This window comes from Candidatus Mycobacterium methanotrophicum (assembly GCF_023515995.1).
Taxonomy (GTDB): Bacteria; Actinomycetota; Actinomycetes; order Mycobacteriales; family Mycobacteriaceae; genus Mycobacterium; species Mycobacterium methanotrophicum.
This window is the reverse complement of record NZ_CP097321.1, coordinates 187,001-202,738: the sequence shown is the minus strand read 5'-3', so window position 1 is coordinate 202,738 and position 15,738 is coordinate 187,001. Positions and strand designations below refer to the sequence as shown.

At 67.6% G+C, this 15,738-nt stretch carries 15 protein-coding genes and 2 pseudogenes; 1 reads left to right on the top strand and 16 read right to left on the bottom strand.

The window, feature by feature from the left end; genetic code table 11:
- Positions 1-183 precede the first annotated feature (183 nt).
- The 7 genes from M5I08_RS25655 to M5I08_RS25625 form a co-directional block, all read right to left on the bottom strand.
- Positions 184-828 (bottom strand): hypothetical protein, encoded by a 645-nt coding sequence (locus tag M5I08_RS25655; protein ID WP_249763521.1) that lies wholly within the window; start codon positions 826-828, stop codon positions 184-186.
- Positions 825-1,550: a hypothetical protein gene (locus M5I08_RS25650; protein ID WP_219068223.1), complete on the bottom strand. Its 726-nt coding sequence runs from the start codon at positions 1,548-1,550 to the stop codon at positions 825-827. The genes M5I08_RS25655 and M5I08_RS25650 overlap by 4 nt, the downstream gene beginning before the upstream one ends.
- On the bottom strand, positions 1,550-4,816 hold the full coding sequence (locus M5I08_RS25645) for a hypothetical protein (RefSeq protein ID WP_219068222.1): 3,267 nt from the start codon (positions 4,814-4,816) through the stop codon (positions 1,550-1,552). Before M5I08_RS25645 ends, M5I08_RS25650 begins: the two co-directional genes overlap by 1 nt.
- Positions 4,817-4,823: 7 nt before the next feature.
- Complete coding sequence (locus M5I08_RS25640) at positions 4,824-5,414, bottom strand: 3'-5' exonuclease (protein ID WP_249763520.1); 591 nt, start codon at positions 5,412-5,414, stop codon at positions 4,824-4,826.
- Complete coding sequence (locus M5I08_RS25635; RefSeq protein ID WP_219068220.1) at positions 5,404-5,985, bottom strand: hypothetical protein; 582 nt, start codon at positions 5,983-5,985, stop codon at positions 5,404-5,406. Before M5I08_RS25635 ends, M5I08_RS25640 begins: the two co-directional genes overlap by 11 nt.
- A complete protein-coding gene (locus M5I08_RS25630) occupies positions 5,982-6,179 on the bottom strand; it encodes a hypothetical protein (protein ID WP_219068219.1) in 198 nt (65 codons plus the stop codon). The genes M5I08_RS25635 and M5I08_RS25630 overlap by 4 nt, the downstream gene beginning before the upstream one ends.
- Positions 6,180-6,477: 298 nt before the next feature.
- Positions 6,478-6,960 carry a MerR family transcriptional regulator gene (locus tag M5I08_RS25625; protein WP_249763519.1) on the bottom strand — a complete coding sequence of 161 codons (483 nt, stop codon included), beginning with the start codon at positions 6,958-6,960 and terminating at the stop codon, positions 6,478-6,480.
- A gap of 367 nt (positions 6,961-7,327) precedes the next feature.
- On the opposite strand from M5I08_RS25625, the gene M5I08_RS25620 reads away from it, so the two are divergent.
- On the top strand, positions 7,328-7,588 hold the full coding sequence (locus tag M5I08_RS25620; protein WP_219068217.1) for a hypothetical protein: 261 nt from the start codon (positions 7,328-7,330) through the stop codon (positions 7,586-7,588).
- A 21-nt stretch (positions 7,589-7,609) separates the two neighbouring features.
- Here the strand turns inward: M5I08_RS25620 and dnaB are convergent.
- The 9 genes and pseudogenes from dnaB to M5I08_RS25580 all read right to left on the bottom strand — a co-directional run.
- Positions 7,610-8,953 (bottom strand): annotated as a pseudogene (gene dnaB, locus M5I08_RS25615) (replicative DNA helicase); the annotation flags it as partial.
- A 65-nt stretch (positions 8,954-9,018) separates the two neighbouring features.
- Positions 9,019-9,276, bottom strand: coding sequence for a hypothetical protein (locus M5I08_RS25610; protein WP_219068216.1), 258 nt, complete (start codon positions 9,274-9,276; stop codon positions 9,019-9,021).
- An 85-nt stretch (positions 9,277-9,361) separates the two neighbouring features.
- Positions 9,362-10,084, bottom strand: coding sequence for a hypothetical protein (locus M5I08_RS25605; protein ID WP_219068215.1), 723 nt, complete (start codon positions 10,082-10,084; stop codon positions 9,362-9,364).
- Positions 10,085-11,763: 1,679 nt separating this feature from the next.
- Positions 11,764-12,006 carry a hypothetical protein gene (locus tag M5I08_RS25600; RefSeq protein ID WP_219068213.1) on the bottom strand — a complete coding sequence of 81 codons (243 nt, stop codon included), beginning with the start codon at positions 12,004-12,006 and terminating at the stop codon, positions 11,764-11,766.
- Positions 12,007-12,067: 61 nt separating this feature from the next.
- Entirely contained in the window at positions 12,068-12,601 is a 534-nt protein-coding gene (locus M5I08_RS25595) for a hypothetical protein (protein ID WP_219068228.1), read from the bottom strand.
- Positions 12,602-12,695: 94 nt separating this feature from the next.
- The gene (locus tag M5I08_RS27395; protein WP_440271484.1) at positions 12,696-13,175 is read right to left on the bottom strand and encodes a DNA methyltransferase; all 480 of its coding nucleotides are present in this window, start codon (positions 13,173-13,175) and stop codon (positions 12,696-12,698) included.
- A gap of 146 nt (positions 13,176-13,321) precedes the next feature.
- Positions 13,322-13,493, bottom strand: a pseudogene (locus M5I08_RS27390) (site-specific DNA-methyltransferase); the annotation flags it as partial.
- Positions 13,494-13,668: 175 nt separating this feature from the next.
- Positions 13,669-14,514 (bottom strand): DNA adenine methylase, encoded by an 846-nt coding sequence (locus M5I08_RS25585; protein ID WP_249763518.1) that lies wholly within the window; start codon positions 14,512-14,514, stop codon positions 13,669-13,671.
- A complete protein-coding gene (locus M5I08_RS25580) occupies positions 14,511-15,734 on the bottom strand; it encodes a DUF5131 family protein (RefSeq protein ID WP_219068211.1) in 1,224 nt (407 codons plus the stop codon). Before M5I08_RS25580 ends, M5I08_RS25585 begins: the two co-directional genes overlap by 4 nt.
- Positions 15,735-15,738 lie beyond the last annotated feature (4 nt).

Below are 15,738 nucleotides of genomic sequence, written 5' to 3'. Positions count from 1 at the left end.
TGTCTCATTCACCCCAGACGACACGCCGTTGAAGAATCGGCCTCGATAAGAAAGGTGTTCCAGCGCTGCTTGTCGTGACCGTGTTTTCGCCTCAGCTCGCCGGCTCTAGGGCCACTGCCCCACGCTAGCCGAGGCGGCCACGCGCCCGCGGACACAGCTATCCCGCGTGTCGGCCGGCCGCGATCAGCGGCGCATGCTGGCGGCCAGGGCGGCCAGGTCGACTGGTGGGGCGTCGTTCATCCACACCTGTGTGCGGCCGGTCGCCAGCTGGTCGGCGGCGGGATGCACCCGCCAGGCTTGCTGGCGGGCCATCACGGTGTGGGCCAGCGCCACAGCGTGAAACCTGGTCGGGGTTTTGATCGTGTCGATGATGACGCCGCGGCGGGCGAGTTCGGCCAGCGCGCGATCGTTGGCTTTGGTGACCACCACTTGGCGCCAAGGTTTTTGGTGGATCGCGATGATGGCGACGGTGTGCTGATCAAGCCAGCCTTGTTTGCGCCAGCCGGGTTGGGGCGGTCGGCCGGCGGCGAGGCTGTCGATGGCGGCCAGGGCGTGTGCGTGGCGCTGCTGGTTGCGGTGTTCGGCGAGGTCGGGTCCGCGCTGCAGGCGGGCGATCCGCGCCGGCGGGCAGGATGTCGCGCGGCGGCGGGCGGGTTTGCCGCCGGCGATCCAGCGGCGCACCGTGCCCGCGGTGACGCCGGCGTATTCGGCGGCGGCGGCGGCGTTGACCTTGCCCCGGGCGGTGGGGCCGTAGCAGGCCAGGAGCATGCCGGCCAGCCGGGCGCGGGTCCAGCGCGGCCCCGCCACCGGCGGGACAGCAGCACTCATCGCCGCTCGCCGAAGCCGAAGTCTTCGATCGTGATGAATCCCCAGTCGGCGAGATATTTTTGGTCGGTGACCTGGGTGAGCCAGGCGTGCACGCCGGCGTCGCCGTCTTGAGTGTAGGCGCGCAGCAGCGCGTCGATGTCTTCGGCGTCAACACCGAAAGCGACGGTGCGATCGCGGGTGTATTGGTCGGAGACGTTGCCGCCGGGGCCTTGGTTGCCGCTGATCCACAGCGTGGCCCCCCCCGTCAGGGCGGCGCGCCCGGCGGGGCTGGCCCGAAAATCGTCGGTGGCCGCGGCGCGGCCGGATTTGGTGGTGGCCGCCTTTGTCGATTCGGCTTGCAGCGCGGCCAGGTGCGCTGGGGAGGGCTGCTGGGTTCCAGCGGCCCAGCGGCGCACGGTCGAGGCCGCGACACCGAGTTTGGCGGCGGCGGCCTTGGCGTTGACCGCCGCGCCGCGCACGCCGCGCCCGAACGCGGCCAGCAGCATCCCGGCGGTGCTGGCCGCGCTGGTGACATCGGCGTCGCGCCGCCCGGAGACCGCGCGGAAAAAGCTTTGCCGCTGGGTTTGCCGGTATTGTGTGATCGCCTCGCGCACTTGGCTTTTGGGAACGCCCAGGCCGGCGGCTGCCCGGTCGGCGTCGACATTGCCGGCCGCGACGGACCCGTATCTTCCCAGGTCGTCGCCGGTGAGGGTGCGCCGGCGGCGTCGGCGCGGCCGGGCCATCAGCCCGCCGTGGTGTCAGCAGAGGCGGCCAGTTGGGTCCAGTCGTGGGGTTCGAGCAGCGCGGCGCGGCCGCTGTAGGCGCCACCGGACAGGTATTGGGTGTGGTCGGCCAACAGCACGGAGCCCTCGTGTTTGTACTGCCCGAAACCGCGGCCCCAGGTTTTGGGCCCGCCCGGCCAGGCCGACTGCGGATCCGGGTTGTCTGAGACGTACAGGACGGTGTCTTTTTCGACCGCCACCGGCCAGCGGCCGGTGGCCTGCCCGATGCGGTCGATGCGGTAGGCGATGTTGGCGCTGGCTTTGCCGATGATCGACAGCCGCTTCATCGGGTCATAGCCGGTCTTACCTTTCATGTGCTGCTGGGAGCCCATCAGGCCGATGCCGACCGAGCGCACCACCTTGGATTGGTCGCGGGCGGCCTGGGCGTCGGGGTCGTCGGTGTCCAGCGCGGTGGCGGCGTTGCGGATGCGCTCATACCAGCCCTTGAGCACCCGGCCGTGCTGCGGCCAGCTGTAGGCCTCCACGATCGTCGGGGTGTAGCCGAGTTCGATCGCCTGCCCCAGGCGGGCGGTGGTGACCGGCTTGGGCGCGTGAAACCGTAAACCGGCCGGGTTCAGCAGGTGCGGCGCGCGCCAGTCCGCCGCCTCGGGCACGATGATGGTCGCCAGACCGGGTGCTTTGAGCAGCTCCGCCAGCCGCGCCGGGTCGGCGAACACCGCCCCATCCGGGTAGTGCACGGGCTCGCCGATCGGCAGTTCCAGCCCGGCGATCGCCGCCGGATACGAGCCGCCGCGGTCGTAGGCGTGCACATAGCGGCATGTCGACTCGGCGGCGGTGGGTGTGCGCGTCCAATTGAAGTCGCGCTCCACATCGCCGACGGTGAACGGCGGCTCAAAACTCGACGGCGCCAGCGGGCCGTTGCGCCATTCGGCGATCGTGGCGCCTTTCGGCCGGGCCGTCACCATGAGGTCGATGGCGGTCACCCCGGCGTTGAGCTTGTACGGGTAGCCGAGCGCGTCGGCCAGCAGCTGCAGCCGGCGAGCGATCCGATCCGGTGACGGTATCTCGATGCCGTCTTCGGTGTGCCCGCCGATCAGGATCGGCGTGTTGCGCAGGTCCTGGGGCGCATCGCCGACAGCCGCCATGCCCGGAATAAGCACCAGCCACACGCCTTTGCGTTGCTGGTCGTCGCGGTACACCCGCGTCCACACGCCCAGGCGGGTGGCGCTGGCGTCGGGGCCCGCCCCGCCGATCCGCCATCCCTCGGCGGCCGCGTCGGCGACAAACCCGATACCCTCGGTGACCGCACGGACCGCCGTGTCGCGGTCCTTGGGTTTTTTCTCCACGACGGCGTCCACGTCGACGCCGAACGCCCGGCACGCCTGATCGGTGATCCAAACCTGGCCCGGCTCACCGTATCCGGGTTTGCCGTCGGGGCGATCGGGCGTCAGCTGGTATCCCAGCTGATGGGTGTAGGCCAGCTGCGCGACGTGCCCTGCATGTGTGATCGGCTGCGGCACCGGGATTTTCACACCATCGGGCATCCACAGCCCATCGGTGTGCAACACCGCCGCCGGCGTGCCGCCAAGACCGGCGCGGTTTGTTGTGTGGCGCCCCGCCCGCCGCGCAGGCAGCTTCGCCGCCGCCGCGGCGGGCGGGCCGGTCTCGGGGCCGCCCGCCCCCGGCTCACCGTCGCCCGCAACGCTGCCGGAATAGGCTCCGGGCGCGGCGTGTTCACCCGCGCCGCCAGTGTGGGGGCCGGCGGCGGGTTCGGCGGGCGCGGCGCTCAGCGCGGCGTCGCCGAGGGCCGTGTTCAACGCGGCGGCCGCATCGCCGGCCGATTCGGCCAACAGCAGAGCCAGGATCGTCTGATCGGTCAGTTCAGCGCGGGCGGCGGTGACCAGCCGGCCCAGCCGGGTGTGGGTGTCTGACAAGTCCGGCGTGCCATCGTCGCCGGCGGACGGCCCGTACACCATCGCGGTGTTCTCGACGTAGATCGGCCAGGCGTGGTGTTCACGAGAGATGCGCATCGCCGCCCGCCGTCCCCGGAACCTGGTGTGGGCGGCGATCGCCGCGGCCCACGCCGGCTGGAAGTGATGCCGCATCTCTTCGGCCCAGGCGTGCCGGTCGCCCAGCGACGCCAGGTAGTCGGCGGCGGCGGCATCTGCTGACGCCAGCACCGGCGCATCGCCGGCGAACGCCTCCCGCGCCTGCCGCAACCGGGCCGCCCAACCCTCCAGGATCCGTGTTTTACGCGGCCACACGATCGCCCCGTGCACGCCGAGCCGCTCCACGCCCAGCCCGGCCCCCCCGTCACGCACATCCTTGGCCAGCCCATCAAGATCCTCGCTGCTCACCCACGCCTGCACACGATGCCCGGCGGCCATCTGCGGATGCGGGACCGGCAGCATCGCCGGCAACCCGGGAACCTCTGCTGCCGCGGGCAGCTCCACCAGCCACAGCCCGAACGGCCGCTTCGGCGATGCCGCGGCCATGTGCGCGGCCTGCCCCTCGAGCTGCTGCGGGCGGCCGTGCCCGAAGGTGAGCATCCCCGCCGACGCCAACCCCGGACACGCCTGCGTCACACACACCAGCTCCTCACAGTGCGCCAACTCGCGTTCCACCTGCTCGCCAGACGCCGCCCACGCCGGCTGCACCCGCAACTCCGGGACCGCCCGCCCCGGCAGCTCCCCCGGCTCACCCACCACCGCGCCCCGCCCAGCCGCGGCCCGCCCGGCCATGATCCGATCCGCCAGCGCCGCCCCCGACACCGCGCCGTTCTCCCGCGGCAGCACACCCAGCTCGGCATACCAGCAGCCCAGCCGGCGACCCAACTCGACGGCATCCTCGGCAACCGAGGCGTCCCCGCCGGCCAGCCACGGCCACCGCTCAGCCACCACCTCCACCGCCAGCCGCCGCTCACCGCGCCCGCGCGCCAACACCACCGCCGACCCCGCGGCCCCGGGAGCCAACTCCCAGCCGTCGTCGACCAGCGCCGCCAGCACCCGGCCCAAACCCCCGCCCGGATCACCGCCATCATCGCCGCACCCACCGGTCAGCAACCCCACCGCCGACCCGACCACCCACACCCGCGCCGGCCGATCTCCAGGGCCCGGGATCGGCCGCAGTCCACCTCTTTCCCGCGCCCACGCGATCAGCGCGGCCAGCTTGCCGGCGGTGTCGACCGGCCCGCTCAACCGCCCGCCCGCCGCGGCGAACGATCCCGCCGCGGCCACAATCACCACATGACGCCCGACGCCCGACACAGGGCCCTCACACAAAGGCCGCGGCCTGCCCGGCCGCTCGGTCCGGTCTGGCCGCCAATTGACGGAAACAGTTCGCGTCCCCCAGCGCGGTGTGCTCACCGGCGTTGACCACTCCCAGCGACCGGCACACCGAGGCAAGGCCCGCCAGATCGGCCGCGCCGACACCGAGCGCCCCGGCAGCGTGCGCCGACAAGTCGGCCAGCCGGTAATGCCACACCTCGCCGGCGTCCAACCAGTCGTGATCGGCGGTTTCCAGCAGGCCGCGGTAGGCGTTGCACAGCATGGCGGCGCCGAACCGCGGGTTGCAGCCGGCGAACACGTTGCCGTCAAGCATCTCCCACAACTGGCTGTAGCACGCGACGGTCTGCTGCTCGGGCAGCGCCTGCCGAAACACGCCCCGCTCGAAATACCGGTTGATCCGCAGCGCCTCCCCGGCGGCCCGCGAGAGGTCCTTCCCACTCAAATGCGGCACGAAATGCAGAATTTCGCCGGTGGCGACGTTGACCGCGGCGACCTCCACCGGCACGTGCCGGCGCCGGTCGAGCCCGGTGGTCTCCACGTCCACCACGATCAACCGCCTGTGCTGATCACACTCCACGACGGCCTCCTTTGCGTTTGCTGGCGCCCGTTTGAGATCGAGTGTCGCGCCGGCCTGTGACATCTCGGCGTCCCGACGCGGTCACGGATGTCGGGCCGGCGCCGCCGGCCACGCGCGGTGCGGCCCTTGCTGCGCGGTGGCCGGCAGCGGCCTCGATGAGCCGGTTGGCCTCGGCGCGCGGCATGTCCTCGGGCAGCGCTTCGGCCAGCGATGCCGCAACGGCCTCAGCCGAGGCGCCGGCGCGGGCGGCGATCCCGCCGATCAGCTCGTCCAGGTAGATCAGGGCCTCGTTGGGGCTGTGGTCCCACAGCCACGCCAGCACGGCGCCGGCGGCGGCGCTCACCCCGGCGAAGCTGCCGTCCGCGCGGCAGGCGGCGGCGGCTTCGGCGGCAGCCGACCCGGCCAGCAGGATCCGGCGAATCGACGGGGGCACGTCGGAGGCCAGCGACATCAACACCGCTTGCGGGCGCCTCCGCGCCCCGACGACGACCCGCGCCCGCGGGTCGGCGACCACGGTGCGGATGTGTTCGGCCAGCCGCGCGCTGAACGCGTTGGTCGGCTCGACGCTCACAGCGCGGCTCCCGCCTCGAGGTCGACGGCTTCACCGCCGCAATAGCGCTCGATCCAGGCCAGACCGCCGCGGTCGAGTTGGGCGCGGGCCCGGGTGACCGCGACGTAGGCCAGCATGGCGTCGACGCGGCCAATCGCCGGGCTAGCGCCATCGGTGTTGGGCTTGGGTTCGGGGTAGTCGTCGGCGATTTTCACGCAATCCCATTCGCGGCGCGGTTTTCGTCGACGAGCGCGTCGATGGCGTCGATGGCAGCCTCGGCGGCCGTGGGTGTCGATCAAATCGTCTTGAGCTTATCGGCCACCGCGTTACCGCCTTCCTTCAGTAGATCCCATACTACATCTACTTCAGCGGCTTATATGCCATCTGTTACTAGCGTTACTAGTAGAATGTAGGTTCTCAAGTTCCGCTACCTCAGTGGGCGGCGCTGAGCTGGCAGGTCAATGGCCGATTCGGGCACGGCCACGGGCGCCCCGGATGATCTCGTCGACGCCATCAACTGCTTATGTGTATGTCCCGCAAGTCATCCGGCGCAACGATCTGAGCCAACAGATCTCGCTGCAGTTCGACAACTTTGAAGAGGTCCTCACTACCCTCACGAAGCTTCTTCGCGGCATCGATCGTAAGCGAATTCGCGGCGATCAGAACCCTCTTCGCCTCCTCGGCCGCCACGAGCTTCGCGGCCGTCGACGTCAACTCCGTGTGGAGTTCTTCGCGCGAACGATTCGCGGCATCAAGTTGGGCGCGTAGAGCCGCCAACTCCTCCCCGGACCCAAACTCAGCAGAACCCGCGTTGGCGGTCCCGTGAAAAACTTCCGTGTAAAAGAAGTACCTGTCGCCTGCGGTAATGAAGCCCGGCAGTTCTCCGCTACGGATCCGTTTCCGAGCCGTCCGAGGATCGATGCCCAGAAGGCGTTTTGCCTGCGCAGCAGGCGCACAGGGGCCCGGAGCTTGCCTCGGCTCCCTAGTGCCCGCCATGCAACAGCGCCTTCCCTGGGGATTGATTTGCGCAATATCGTACGCGAATCGTCAACCTGCGGTTTTGTTCTTTAGCCGACATCGCACCCGACGCCCTGTTCAGCGGGTATGCCCTTTAACGGACATCAACACGCCCGTTAGGTTGCGGCGTGTATGGGACCGAACGTCTATCATTGGCCGCAGATGTTCCTTATGAGACATTCTCGCAGGTCGTACTGCATGTCTGTTTAAGGGCATCCGAGAGGGCATCCCGCGAGCGCTATCCACCTCCGGGCCTCTCCCGGCAAGGGCCTCACCGGCTCACTCGCCCGGTGGCGGCAGCCTCCCGATGGGGCTCCGCCCCGGGCGAAGCCATCTAAACCAAGACATGGCCCAAGCCGCCCGGCAATTCGTGGCGGTGGCCACCAGTGCTGGCGAGCTGCTCGACCGGGCGTTCGTCACCGAGGGTGAGCGGCGCCGCGCGGTGGCTGCGTGTGATCACCTGAGTTGGCCCCAGTTGGGTCGTTTTTCCACGTCAGTCGTCATCGGCGGCTTCCGTGTTGGTGGTGAAACCGCGGGAACCGACGTTCACACCCAACCGAGTTGGTCTCGGGGTTTCGGCCGCTGGCACTCTGGACCGACGCCCTAGATGTAATCGACCGTGATCTACTTAAATCGCTTGGGACACAACGTGATTAGTGTGTCGTGGCATGTCGACGAAGCGGGACACGTGCAACTGGTGCGCGATGGGCAAAGTCAAGGTTGGGCCCGCCCTATTTTTCGCCACGAAAAGGTCTGCTTCGCCGCTGCGGGGACCGTCGCGGTCGAAGGCGTCGGGCCGGTGGAGCAGAATCACTATATCGCTATCCTGCTCGATCGCGCCTGATTCACGTAGGTCGGACAGCAGAGGTTTCTTGTCGGTGCGCTGCTCTGGGCCTCGGTTGAGTTGACTGAGGACGACGACGGGGACTTCGAGTTCTTTGGCTAAAAGTTTGAGCTGTCGGGAGAATTCAGACACCTCGAGCTGGCGTGATTCGACTTTCTTGCCTGATGACATCAGCTGCAGATAGTCCACGACGACCATCCGTAGGTCGGCTTTCTGTTTGAGCCGGCGGGCCTTGGCGCGGATCTCCATCATGGTCAGGTTCGGCGAGTCGTCGATATACAGTGGCGCCTCGCTGATTTCACTCATTCGGCGGGCCAGTCTGGTCCAGTCGTCGTCGCTCATCCGGCCTGAGCGCATGTCGGCGAGTTTCACTTTGGCTTCGGCGGACAGCAGCCGCATCACGATCTCGGATTTGCTCATTTCGAGTGAGAAGATGATGCTGGGCATCTGATGTTTGATCGAGCATGACCGCATGAAATCCATTGCCAGTGTCGATTTGCCCAACCCGGGCCGCGCCGCGATGACGATCATCTGCCCGGGTTGGAACCCGTTCGTGAGGTCGTCGAGATCGATGAAGCCACTGGGGACGCCGCGAGATGTGCCGCCGTGCTGGGCGATCAGGTCCAGCTCGTCGAGCGTGGGTTGCAGCAGCTCCTCGAGCGCGACGAAGTCGTCAGAGGTCCGGCGTTGGGTGACGTCGTACATTTCGGCTTGCGCGCGGTCGACGACCTCGGCGACGTCGGCTCCCTCAGCGCCGGCGTAGCCGTATTGCACGACCCGGGTGCCGGCCGTGACGAGGCGCCGCAGGACGGCTTTTTCGGCGACGATGCCCGCGTAGTAGCCGGCGTTGGCGGCGGTCGGCACGGTGGAGATCAGGGTGTGCAGGTAGGGGCCGCCGCCGATGCGGCGCAGCGTGGCCCGCTTGTCGAGTTGCGCGGCGACGGTGACGGCGTCGGCGGGCTCGCCGCGGGCATAGAGATCCAGGATCGCGTCGTAGATCAGCTCGTGGGCGGGGGTGTAGAAGTCGTCGGGGCGCAGCCGTTCGACGACATCGGCGATCGCATCCTTGGAGAGCAGCATGCCCCCCAGGACGGACTGTTCAGCGGTTTTATCCTGGGGCGGTTGCCGGTCGAGATTGACCGCGCCGGCCTGGTGGGGGGCGGTGGCGCGGCGGGGGGTGTCGTCGAGCGTGGTCACGCCGATATCTCCATCGCCTGCGAAGCCGCCAGCAGACGCTGGGGGCGCCCAGCGGCGACGGTCCGGCCCACACCCAGGACCGCGTCACATTCGGCGGCGTCAGGCAGTAAACGGGCCGCGGCCGCCGCCCGATCCCCGGCGGTGGACTCGTCGAAACGATGCCAGGCGTAGGGCCGGCCATTCGCCAGGATCAGCAGCCTGCCAAGGTGTGCGGTCTCGATCCCTACAGCGGGGCGATGGTGACGATGTGACATGTGATCTTCCCTTTTCTGTGATCGTCGGCGTCGCGGATGGTGTTGGGTAGTAAGCGAATCCGGTGTTACGGAAGCGACGGCAACGTTAGCTGGCGGCCGCGGTGACGTCTCGGCAAGCGCGGCCGGGGCCGTGGTCCACTGGGCAGCCGTCACCGTTACCGCCGCCGGGTTCGGTGCAGGCGGACCGGTAGCAGGCATCGCAGGCCAGGCACGGCAGCGGAAGTTCGGTGCGCATGGTGGCGTCGATCGAGCCGCAGCCCACACAGCGGCCCGCCGGCGTGAGCGCCAACAACTCACCGACTGTCATCGCGGACCCGCGGACCCGCACGCGCATGTCGTGGCCGGTGACGGCTGACTCCTGCGACATCGGCCGGGCAGACATGCCGTGACGGGAGGGCTCGCGGCCGGGGGCGTGGTGTCGCCGTGCAGCCATCGCACCGAACATCTCGATGGCGTGTGCGCGCTGTTGGGCAGTTGCCGGCCTGCGGGCTGGTTGCGGCGCGGTGGTTTCCTGGCGGGGCAGGCTACTGGCGTCCCGGCGCGCGGCGAGGTCGGTGACGGTGTCGGGGCGGGCTGGTAGACGCCGTAGCCGGGCGGCCAAGAACGCTGCAGGGTTCTCGATGTGGTCGGGCCAGCACGTGCCCCGTGCGCGCATGTCGGCGTTGAGTGCGTCGCCGAGCTGGCGCGCTGTCCATGCGTGGGGGTCGATCTCGGCGCTGGTGATCGCATCACAAATCCCGCCGATGTGACCGTGATCGAGCCCGTGTGATGCTGTGACGAGTTGGCCGGCCAGGCGCTGCAGAGCCATGGGGAGCGGCGTGGTGCGCGAACGCCGCCGCCGTTGCGGGCGGCGGTCAGCGGATCGAGGCAAACTTTGACCGGGCGCGGCCGCAGGCGCGCTTGGTGAGTAATTCTCTACGAGAGGTAGAGAAGTACTCACCCCCTTCGGGGGTAGGTGGACAAACTCCACAGGATCGCCGGCTGGCGGCACAGGCTGGGGCACGGGCTTCCGCCGCGGTACCAAGTGCCAAATAGAGGGCCGCTTACCGGCACTCGGGGTAGCGGCTGAGCCATGTCCGCGTTGGGCTTCTATTGCCCATCCGGCCGCGCCGAGCACCTTCCACGCCCGGCTCACCGTGCGCACGTCGCACCCGACTCTGGCAGCAATCGTCTCGCGCGTCACGGCGGCGTTGCGTCCCGTGTGGTGATTGGCGAACGCCGCCCACACCCCCGCTACCGCGACCAGTGTGGCGGACGTGATTGATACCCGGACACTGTCGCGCACGACACCGAAATCCCGCTCCACGGTCCATGCCCGCACGTCAGCAATCCACGCACTGCGAGAACCCCACACCGGGATCGCCGGGGAGACGGCTGCATGCGCGCACACCCACTCACGGCGCGCCACCGACACCTGAGCCCGGCGCCGACCCTCACGCCAGCGCGGCGAGCGCAGGCCGCCGCTAAGCGAACCGACCCGCGGCGGGGCCGCCGCCGCAACACCCTCGCGACCACACGTGCGGGCAGCCGCCCGCACAGGGCCAAAAACCGCCTCGCCGCTGCTGACCTGGCATTTCGCGCCCGAAAAAGGGCGCGTGCTATCATCAAGTCTACCTGTCACGGTAACTCTCCTTGTTTACGGAGATCCCGGAACTTCGGTTCTGTCGGCACCCGCAGGGCGTTCGTGGCGCCCTGCTTTGGTGCGGACTCCCACCCGTAACTACTCGGGCTTGTGGTTGGGGATCTCAACTGATTCACTGTGAAGTTGTGTGAAGCGCTTGTCAGCGCCGGAGTTGCGTCAGCAGGTCACCTCCCGATCCGCCGCCGCCGCGGCCAGTACGCGAAACGGAAACGCCTGTCCTGGGCCATAACTGACGACAGCGCGTTATGCAGGTTGCGGGCGCACGACAACCACGCAGCCCTCACCGCGACAGTCCCTCTGGCTGAAATGCGCAGTGACAGCGCACAATAGAGCCACAAAAACGAATACGGCCCGAAACTGCGCGCTGAAAAACACCGTCGCCCAGACACGCAGGCATGGTGAACGTAATCGCGCTCCAGCCAGGCGCTGTCACGACGCCCGCAAGCGGTAAAAGACAGAAAATTGTGTCGACGCGCCACCAACCGGTGGGCCGCGTGCCTTGGTGGGGTCTCCTTCCCGTGAGCGCTATCCGAGGTGATGGTCGCACGCGAAGGACCCGGATCCCGGCAGGACACACCGCCTCCATACGCATCACGAACACCACCCGACCCGTGGGATGCCTGTTTCGCAGCGATCAGCATCCGCCAGACCCGCCGCGTAGCGCGCATCGATCTCGGTACCCAGCTTGAACCCTGCGAGCACCATCTCGCGTGGTGCGCCCGTCAGCCTGGCACCGAAAGTTACTGCAGCCTGCGGTAATTCACTCATATCGACCTGTCTTCCTTTCACTTCCCGGACTTGTCGACCGGCAATAGGGTTTTCTGGGTGTTTGGCGTGCGGACCGGTCACGAGCGGCCCGCACAGTCTTGGACGAGCTCGAGGTGGTTGGGATAGCAGTAGGCGGTGATCTGGCGCTGCCTGCCCGGGGTCTTGTCGTCGGGTGCCCACCACTGCACCCGGCACAACGACTGCCCGGTGTCGGTGAAGCGGACCACCTCGGTGACGTCGCCTACCTCGCCTGTCGCGAGCACGCGCACCGCCTGACCGACTAGGCAGTCCACATTCGCGGACTCCGCAACGCCGGTCATCGGACACTGCCGTGGAGTCGCCGGCGGACGGGCTGGTCCAAGTTCGGCACGTCTCGCACCATCAGTCGTCCTCCTTGTCTGCCACTTCGGCCACGGCGGCGTTGAAGTAGGAGTCAGATCGGTCGTCAGGCACGTATCGCCAATAGGCACTGGGCATCTCGGAGCGCCGAATCTGCTCAGCGAGACCCAATCGACTGAGTGCACGCAACTGGGCGTACACAGGGCCGTACCAGCACCACGCGCGACAGCTCGATCCCGACGAGAGGAGCCGGCACTCGGCGTCGGCCCGCAGCGGGCGATTGCAACTGCCGATCGCCTCAGCCATGCCGAGCAACACGGTGCCCGTAGGTACCGGCAACGGCCACTCAGATCGCAGTACGGCGAGGATGGTGTGTCGAACGGCGACCGTGCGTGCGGTGACAGTGCGGCTCACGATGCAGCTCCAGCGTGCTGGGAGGCCGACGTCGATGCCCGAGTTCCACTGATTGACCCACGAAATGCCGGCCGCGAACAGGTCCGCTGCAGGCAAGTCCGGCGGCGAGTGATAGTCGGCATTTTCAGTGTCGACGAGGTCAGCGATCCAATGGGTCGGCATGGGGCGATTCGCCTCATGCACCTCGACCGTTTCTCTGCACTTGACCACCCGCCGCGGCGCAGAACGACCCGCCGCCTGGCAAGAGATGCTCGCTTCACGAGGCTTCTCCGAAGTCGAATCCGATGTCCATAGGCTTGGTGAGTCGGTGTTTGATCAGCGGTGGGTAGTCGGCCTCACGCTCGATCGTGATGCAGCGCATGTGTTCGTGGATGCACGCCTCGGCGGCGGTTCCCGATCCCGCGAATGGATTCAGAACGATGCCGTGCGGAGGTGTCACGAGCCGCACGAGCCAGCGGGTGAAATCTCGCGGTTTGACGGTTGGACGCTGCCCGTTGTCGACGCGTGGACGCTCTGTGTTATCGGCTTTGGCCTGGTAGCGGAACGTCGGGAAGAACCTGGACGCACCGCCGCTGTCGTGCTGTATGAATTCGCCTGTGGTGCCCTGAGCACCAGATCCATAGCCGATGCCCGCCCGCTTGCCGGGTGTTCTTCCAGCGGCTCGCGCGCCGCTCTGCTGATCGAGGTCGGCGGCCTGTGATTCATCGAGCACGACATTGATCGGCGAGCGACCCATCTCCTCCCCTTCCCGAGGCTTGCTGAACCGGTCCTGCAAGGTTCGCGACTCGATGCGTCCAGCCGCCTCGGAATCGACAGCTGAACGGCGCTGCGGTCGATTCGCGGGGCCCTTGCGCCGAGCGATCGACGGATTGACCTCACCGGCGGTCGGGACCCGACATCCGTCGATGTTTAGTGCACCCGTCCCGTGCGCCTGCACGTTCTCAGCAACCTTGCCCGCCAACGGTTTACGAGCAACTACGATCGGTTCGAACGATGGCTTGAGGGCAGTTCCCCATCCCTGCCACCGCACAGCTTCCGGTGTTGCAGGCACAGTCTGGGTCGGCACGTACTCTCGACCGTTATCTTTGATGCAGGAACCCGTGCGGTTCTGGTTGGCACCCGGGATCATCCGCTTGACTGGGGCGCCGCGGCCGATTACGTCGCGTTGGGCGCCGGCCGCCTTGTCGATTGCCTTGGCGACGTCCAGAGATTTCGGGAACGGGATACGCTCAGGCATCGCAGGCCTCGACTTGGTCGAACAGATGGAATTGGCCGATCGGTCGGTTGGACCAGATCACCTCTGTTCGTGCCTGTTTGGTACCGCCCTGGCCGGTGATCGTCGGGATCTCAACCCGGAACCAGGACCCGAGCGCCGCGTCGTACAGGTCGCTGGCGTAGCCGCTGAGCACAACGGCCGCCCGTGCGCGCAGCAGGGCATCGATGAGCGCTGTGTGGGAGACCGCGTCGCGCATGTCGGTTCGGTATCCACTGGTTGTGCGTGTGGAGCCGAGATAGGGGGGATCGACGTAGAGGCACACCTGGTGCGCCGCACCGTATTTATCGATGATGTCCAGTGCTGGCCGGCATTCGAGACTGACGCGTTGCAGGCGCTCGGCCGCGACCGTCATGCGCTCCACGTAACTGTCCAGATACCCAGGCATGCTCCTGGATGATCCGCGTGGATCGACGAAGTGCCGCCACCCGGTCTTGCGTAACGTCCCGCTGCGGCCCTGGGTGATCTTCAGCCATGTCAAGCGGGCGACCTCGACCTCGTTGCCCAGGGCGTCCACGTCAATACCGAACGCGAACTCATGCTCACGGCGAGAGTGCGGTGTGAGAGCGCACACCCGCATTAATTCGTCTGGGCGCTCACGCAATACACGCCAAAACGTCATCAACTGGCCGTCAAGGTCGTTCACCGTTTCCATCCGGCTCGGAGATTTGGCCAGCAGCACCGCGAGACTGCCCGCGAACGGTTCCACATAGTGGTGATGGGTCGGCAGCATCGCGACGATACGGTCAGCAAGCCGAGTTTTCCCACCGAAGTACGACATCGGGGGCGCAGTGGTCGTCATCGCGGAACCGTCCGGGGGAACTCATCCCAGATTTGCCCGTCGAGGGCGTGGCCGGCACGCTTCTTTCCGACCCGTTTGAGTACCTCGTGTGCGCGCAGGCCGTGATGTTCCTCGAAGGCCGAGCCGTAGGTTTCACCGTGCTGCAGCTGTCCCCAGGCAAAGCTGCCGGTGGGGGCCCATTCACCGTTTTGCTTATGCAGATACGCAATGCCTTTGGCGCGGCAGTGATGTCGGATGGTGCGCGCCCATTGCGGATCCATCGGTCGGGCACGGGGCCCGGATTCACCGCCGGTGATCACCCAATCGATGCGATCGAGATCCAGGCTGGGTAGCGGCGACAGCAGCGCAAGCCGCCCAGCTAAAACCTCCTGGACGCGACGATCCGCGCGCCGGTGATCTTCGGCGATCCTGTTGTCATCGGACTCAGTGCCTTGACCTAGCATGTCGGCGCCGCCGTCCAGCCTGGCGAGCTCCATGAGATAGCCCACCTTCGCCGTGCCCTCGCCGTCGCGCAGCTGCGCGACAGCGGCCGCGTTGGCGACGATGCTCACGATTGTGCCGACCAGCGCCCCCTCGATCACGCCGATCGCAACAGGGCTGCCCATCGCCGCGGCCTCCTGCTTGGCGGCATCCTCGATACGGATACGCAGCCGTACAACGACAGTGGCGGCGTCGTGAACGGCATCTGTGTCGCCGGCACCGGAGGTTGCCGCCAATAACCGGTCCTCGATCGCATCGGGACGCTGCCCGCGCAGCGCAGCGACCGGCCGGGCAGTCAACAGACTGGCAACCGCCTTTGGGCACGCAATCAACAGCCGCGAAGAGTCGTCAGGCATAGCGCTCACCACCGACCGCGGACGAGGCGAATTGTGGGGCAGCGCACACCAATTGCGTCCAGCGCGAGTCGACGTCGACGCAAGGACAATCGCCTCGATCTGCTCGTGGCCGGCGTAGCGGCCGAGTTGCCGCAGAACCGCGCTGCGCGGGGTTTTCAGCTTGACTTCAACCACAACGGTGCCGGCGATGAGGAAATCCGGGCGGTCCCGCTCGGAAAGCCGGGACTCTCGCTCGAACACCAGCCCGGCCTCGCCGAGGACCTGGGCGACCCGGTCCTGGAGCCGGGTCTCGCAGCGTCCCACGTAGATATGGCCGGCCAGCGCCTGCACGACCTGATCGGCCAACGTGTGGGCCACGGTGCCCTGATTGTCAGAGAGCCACATAACA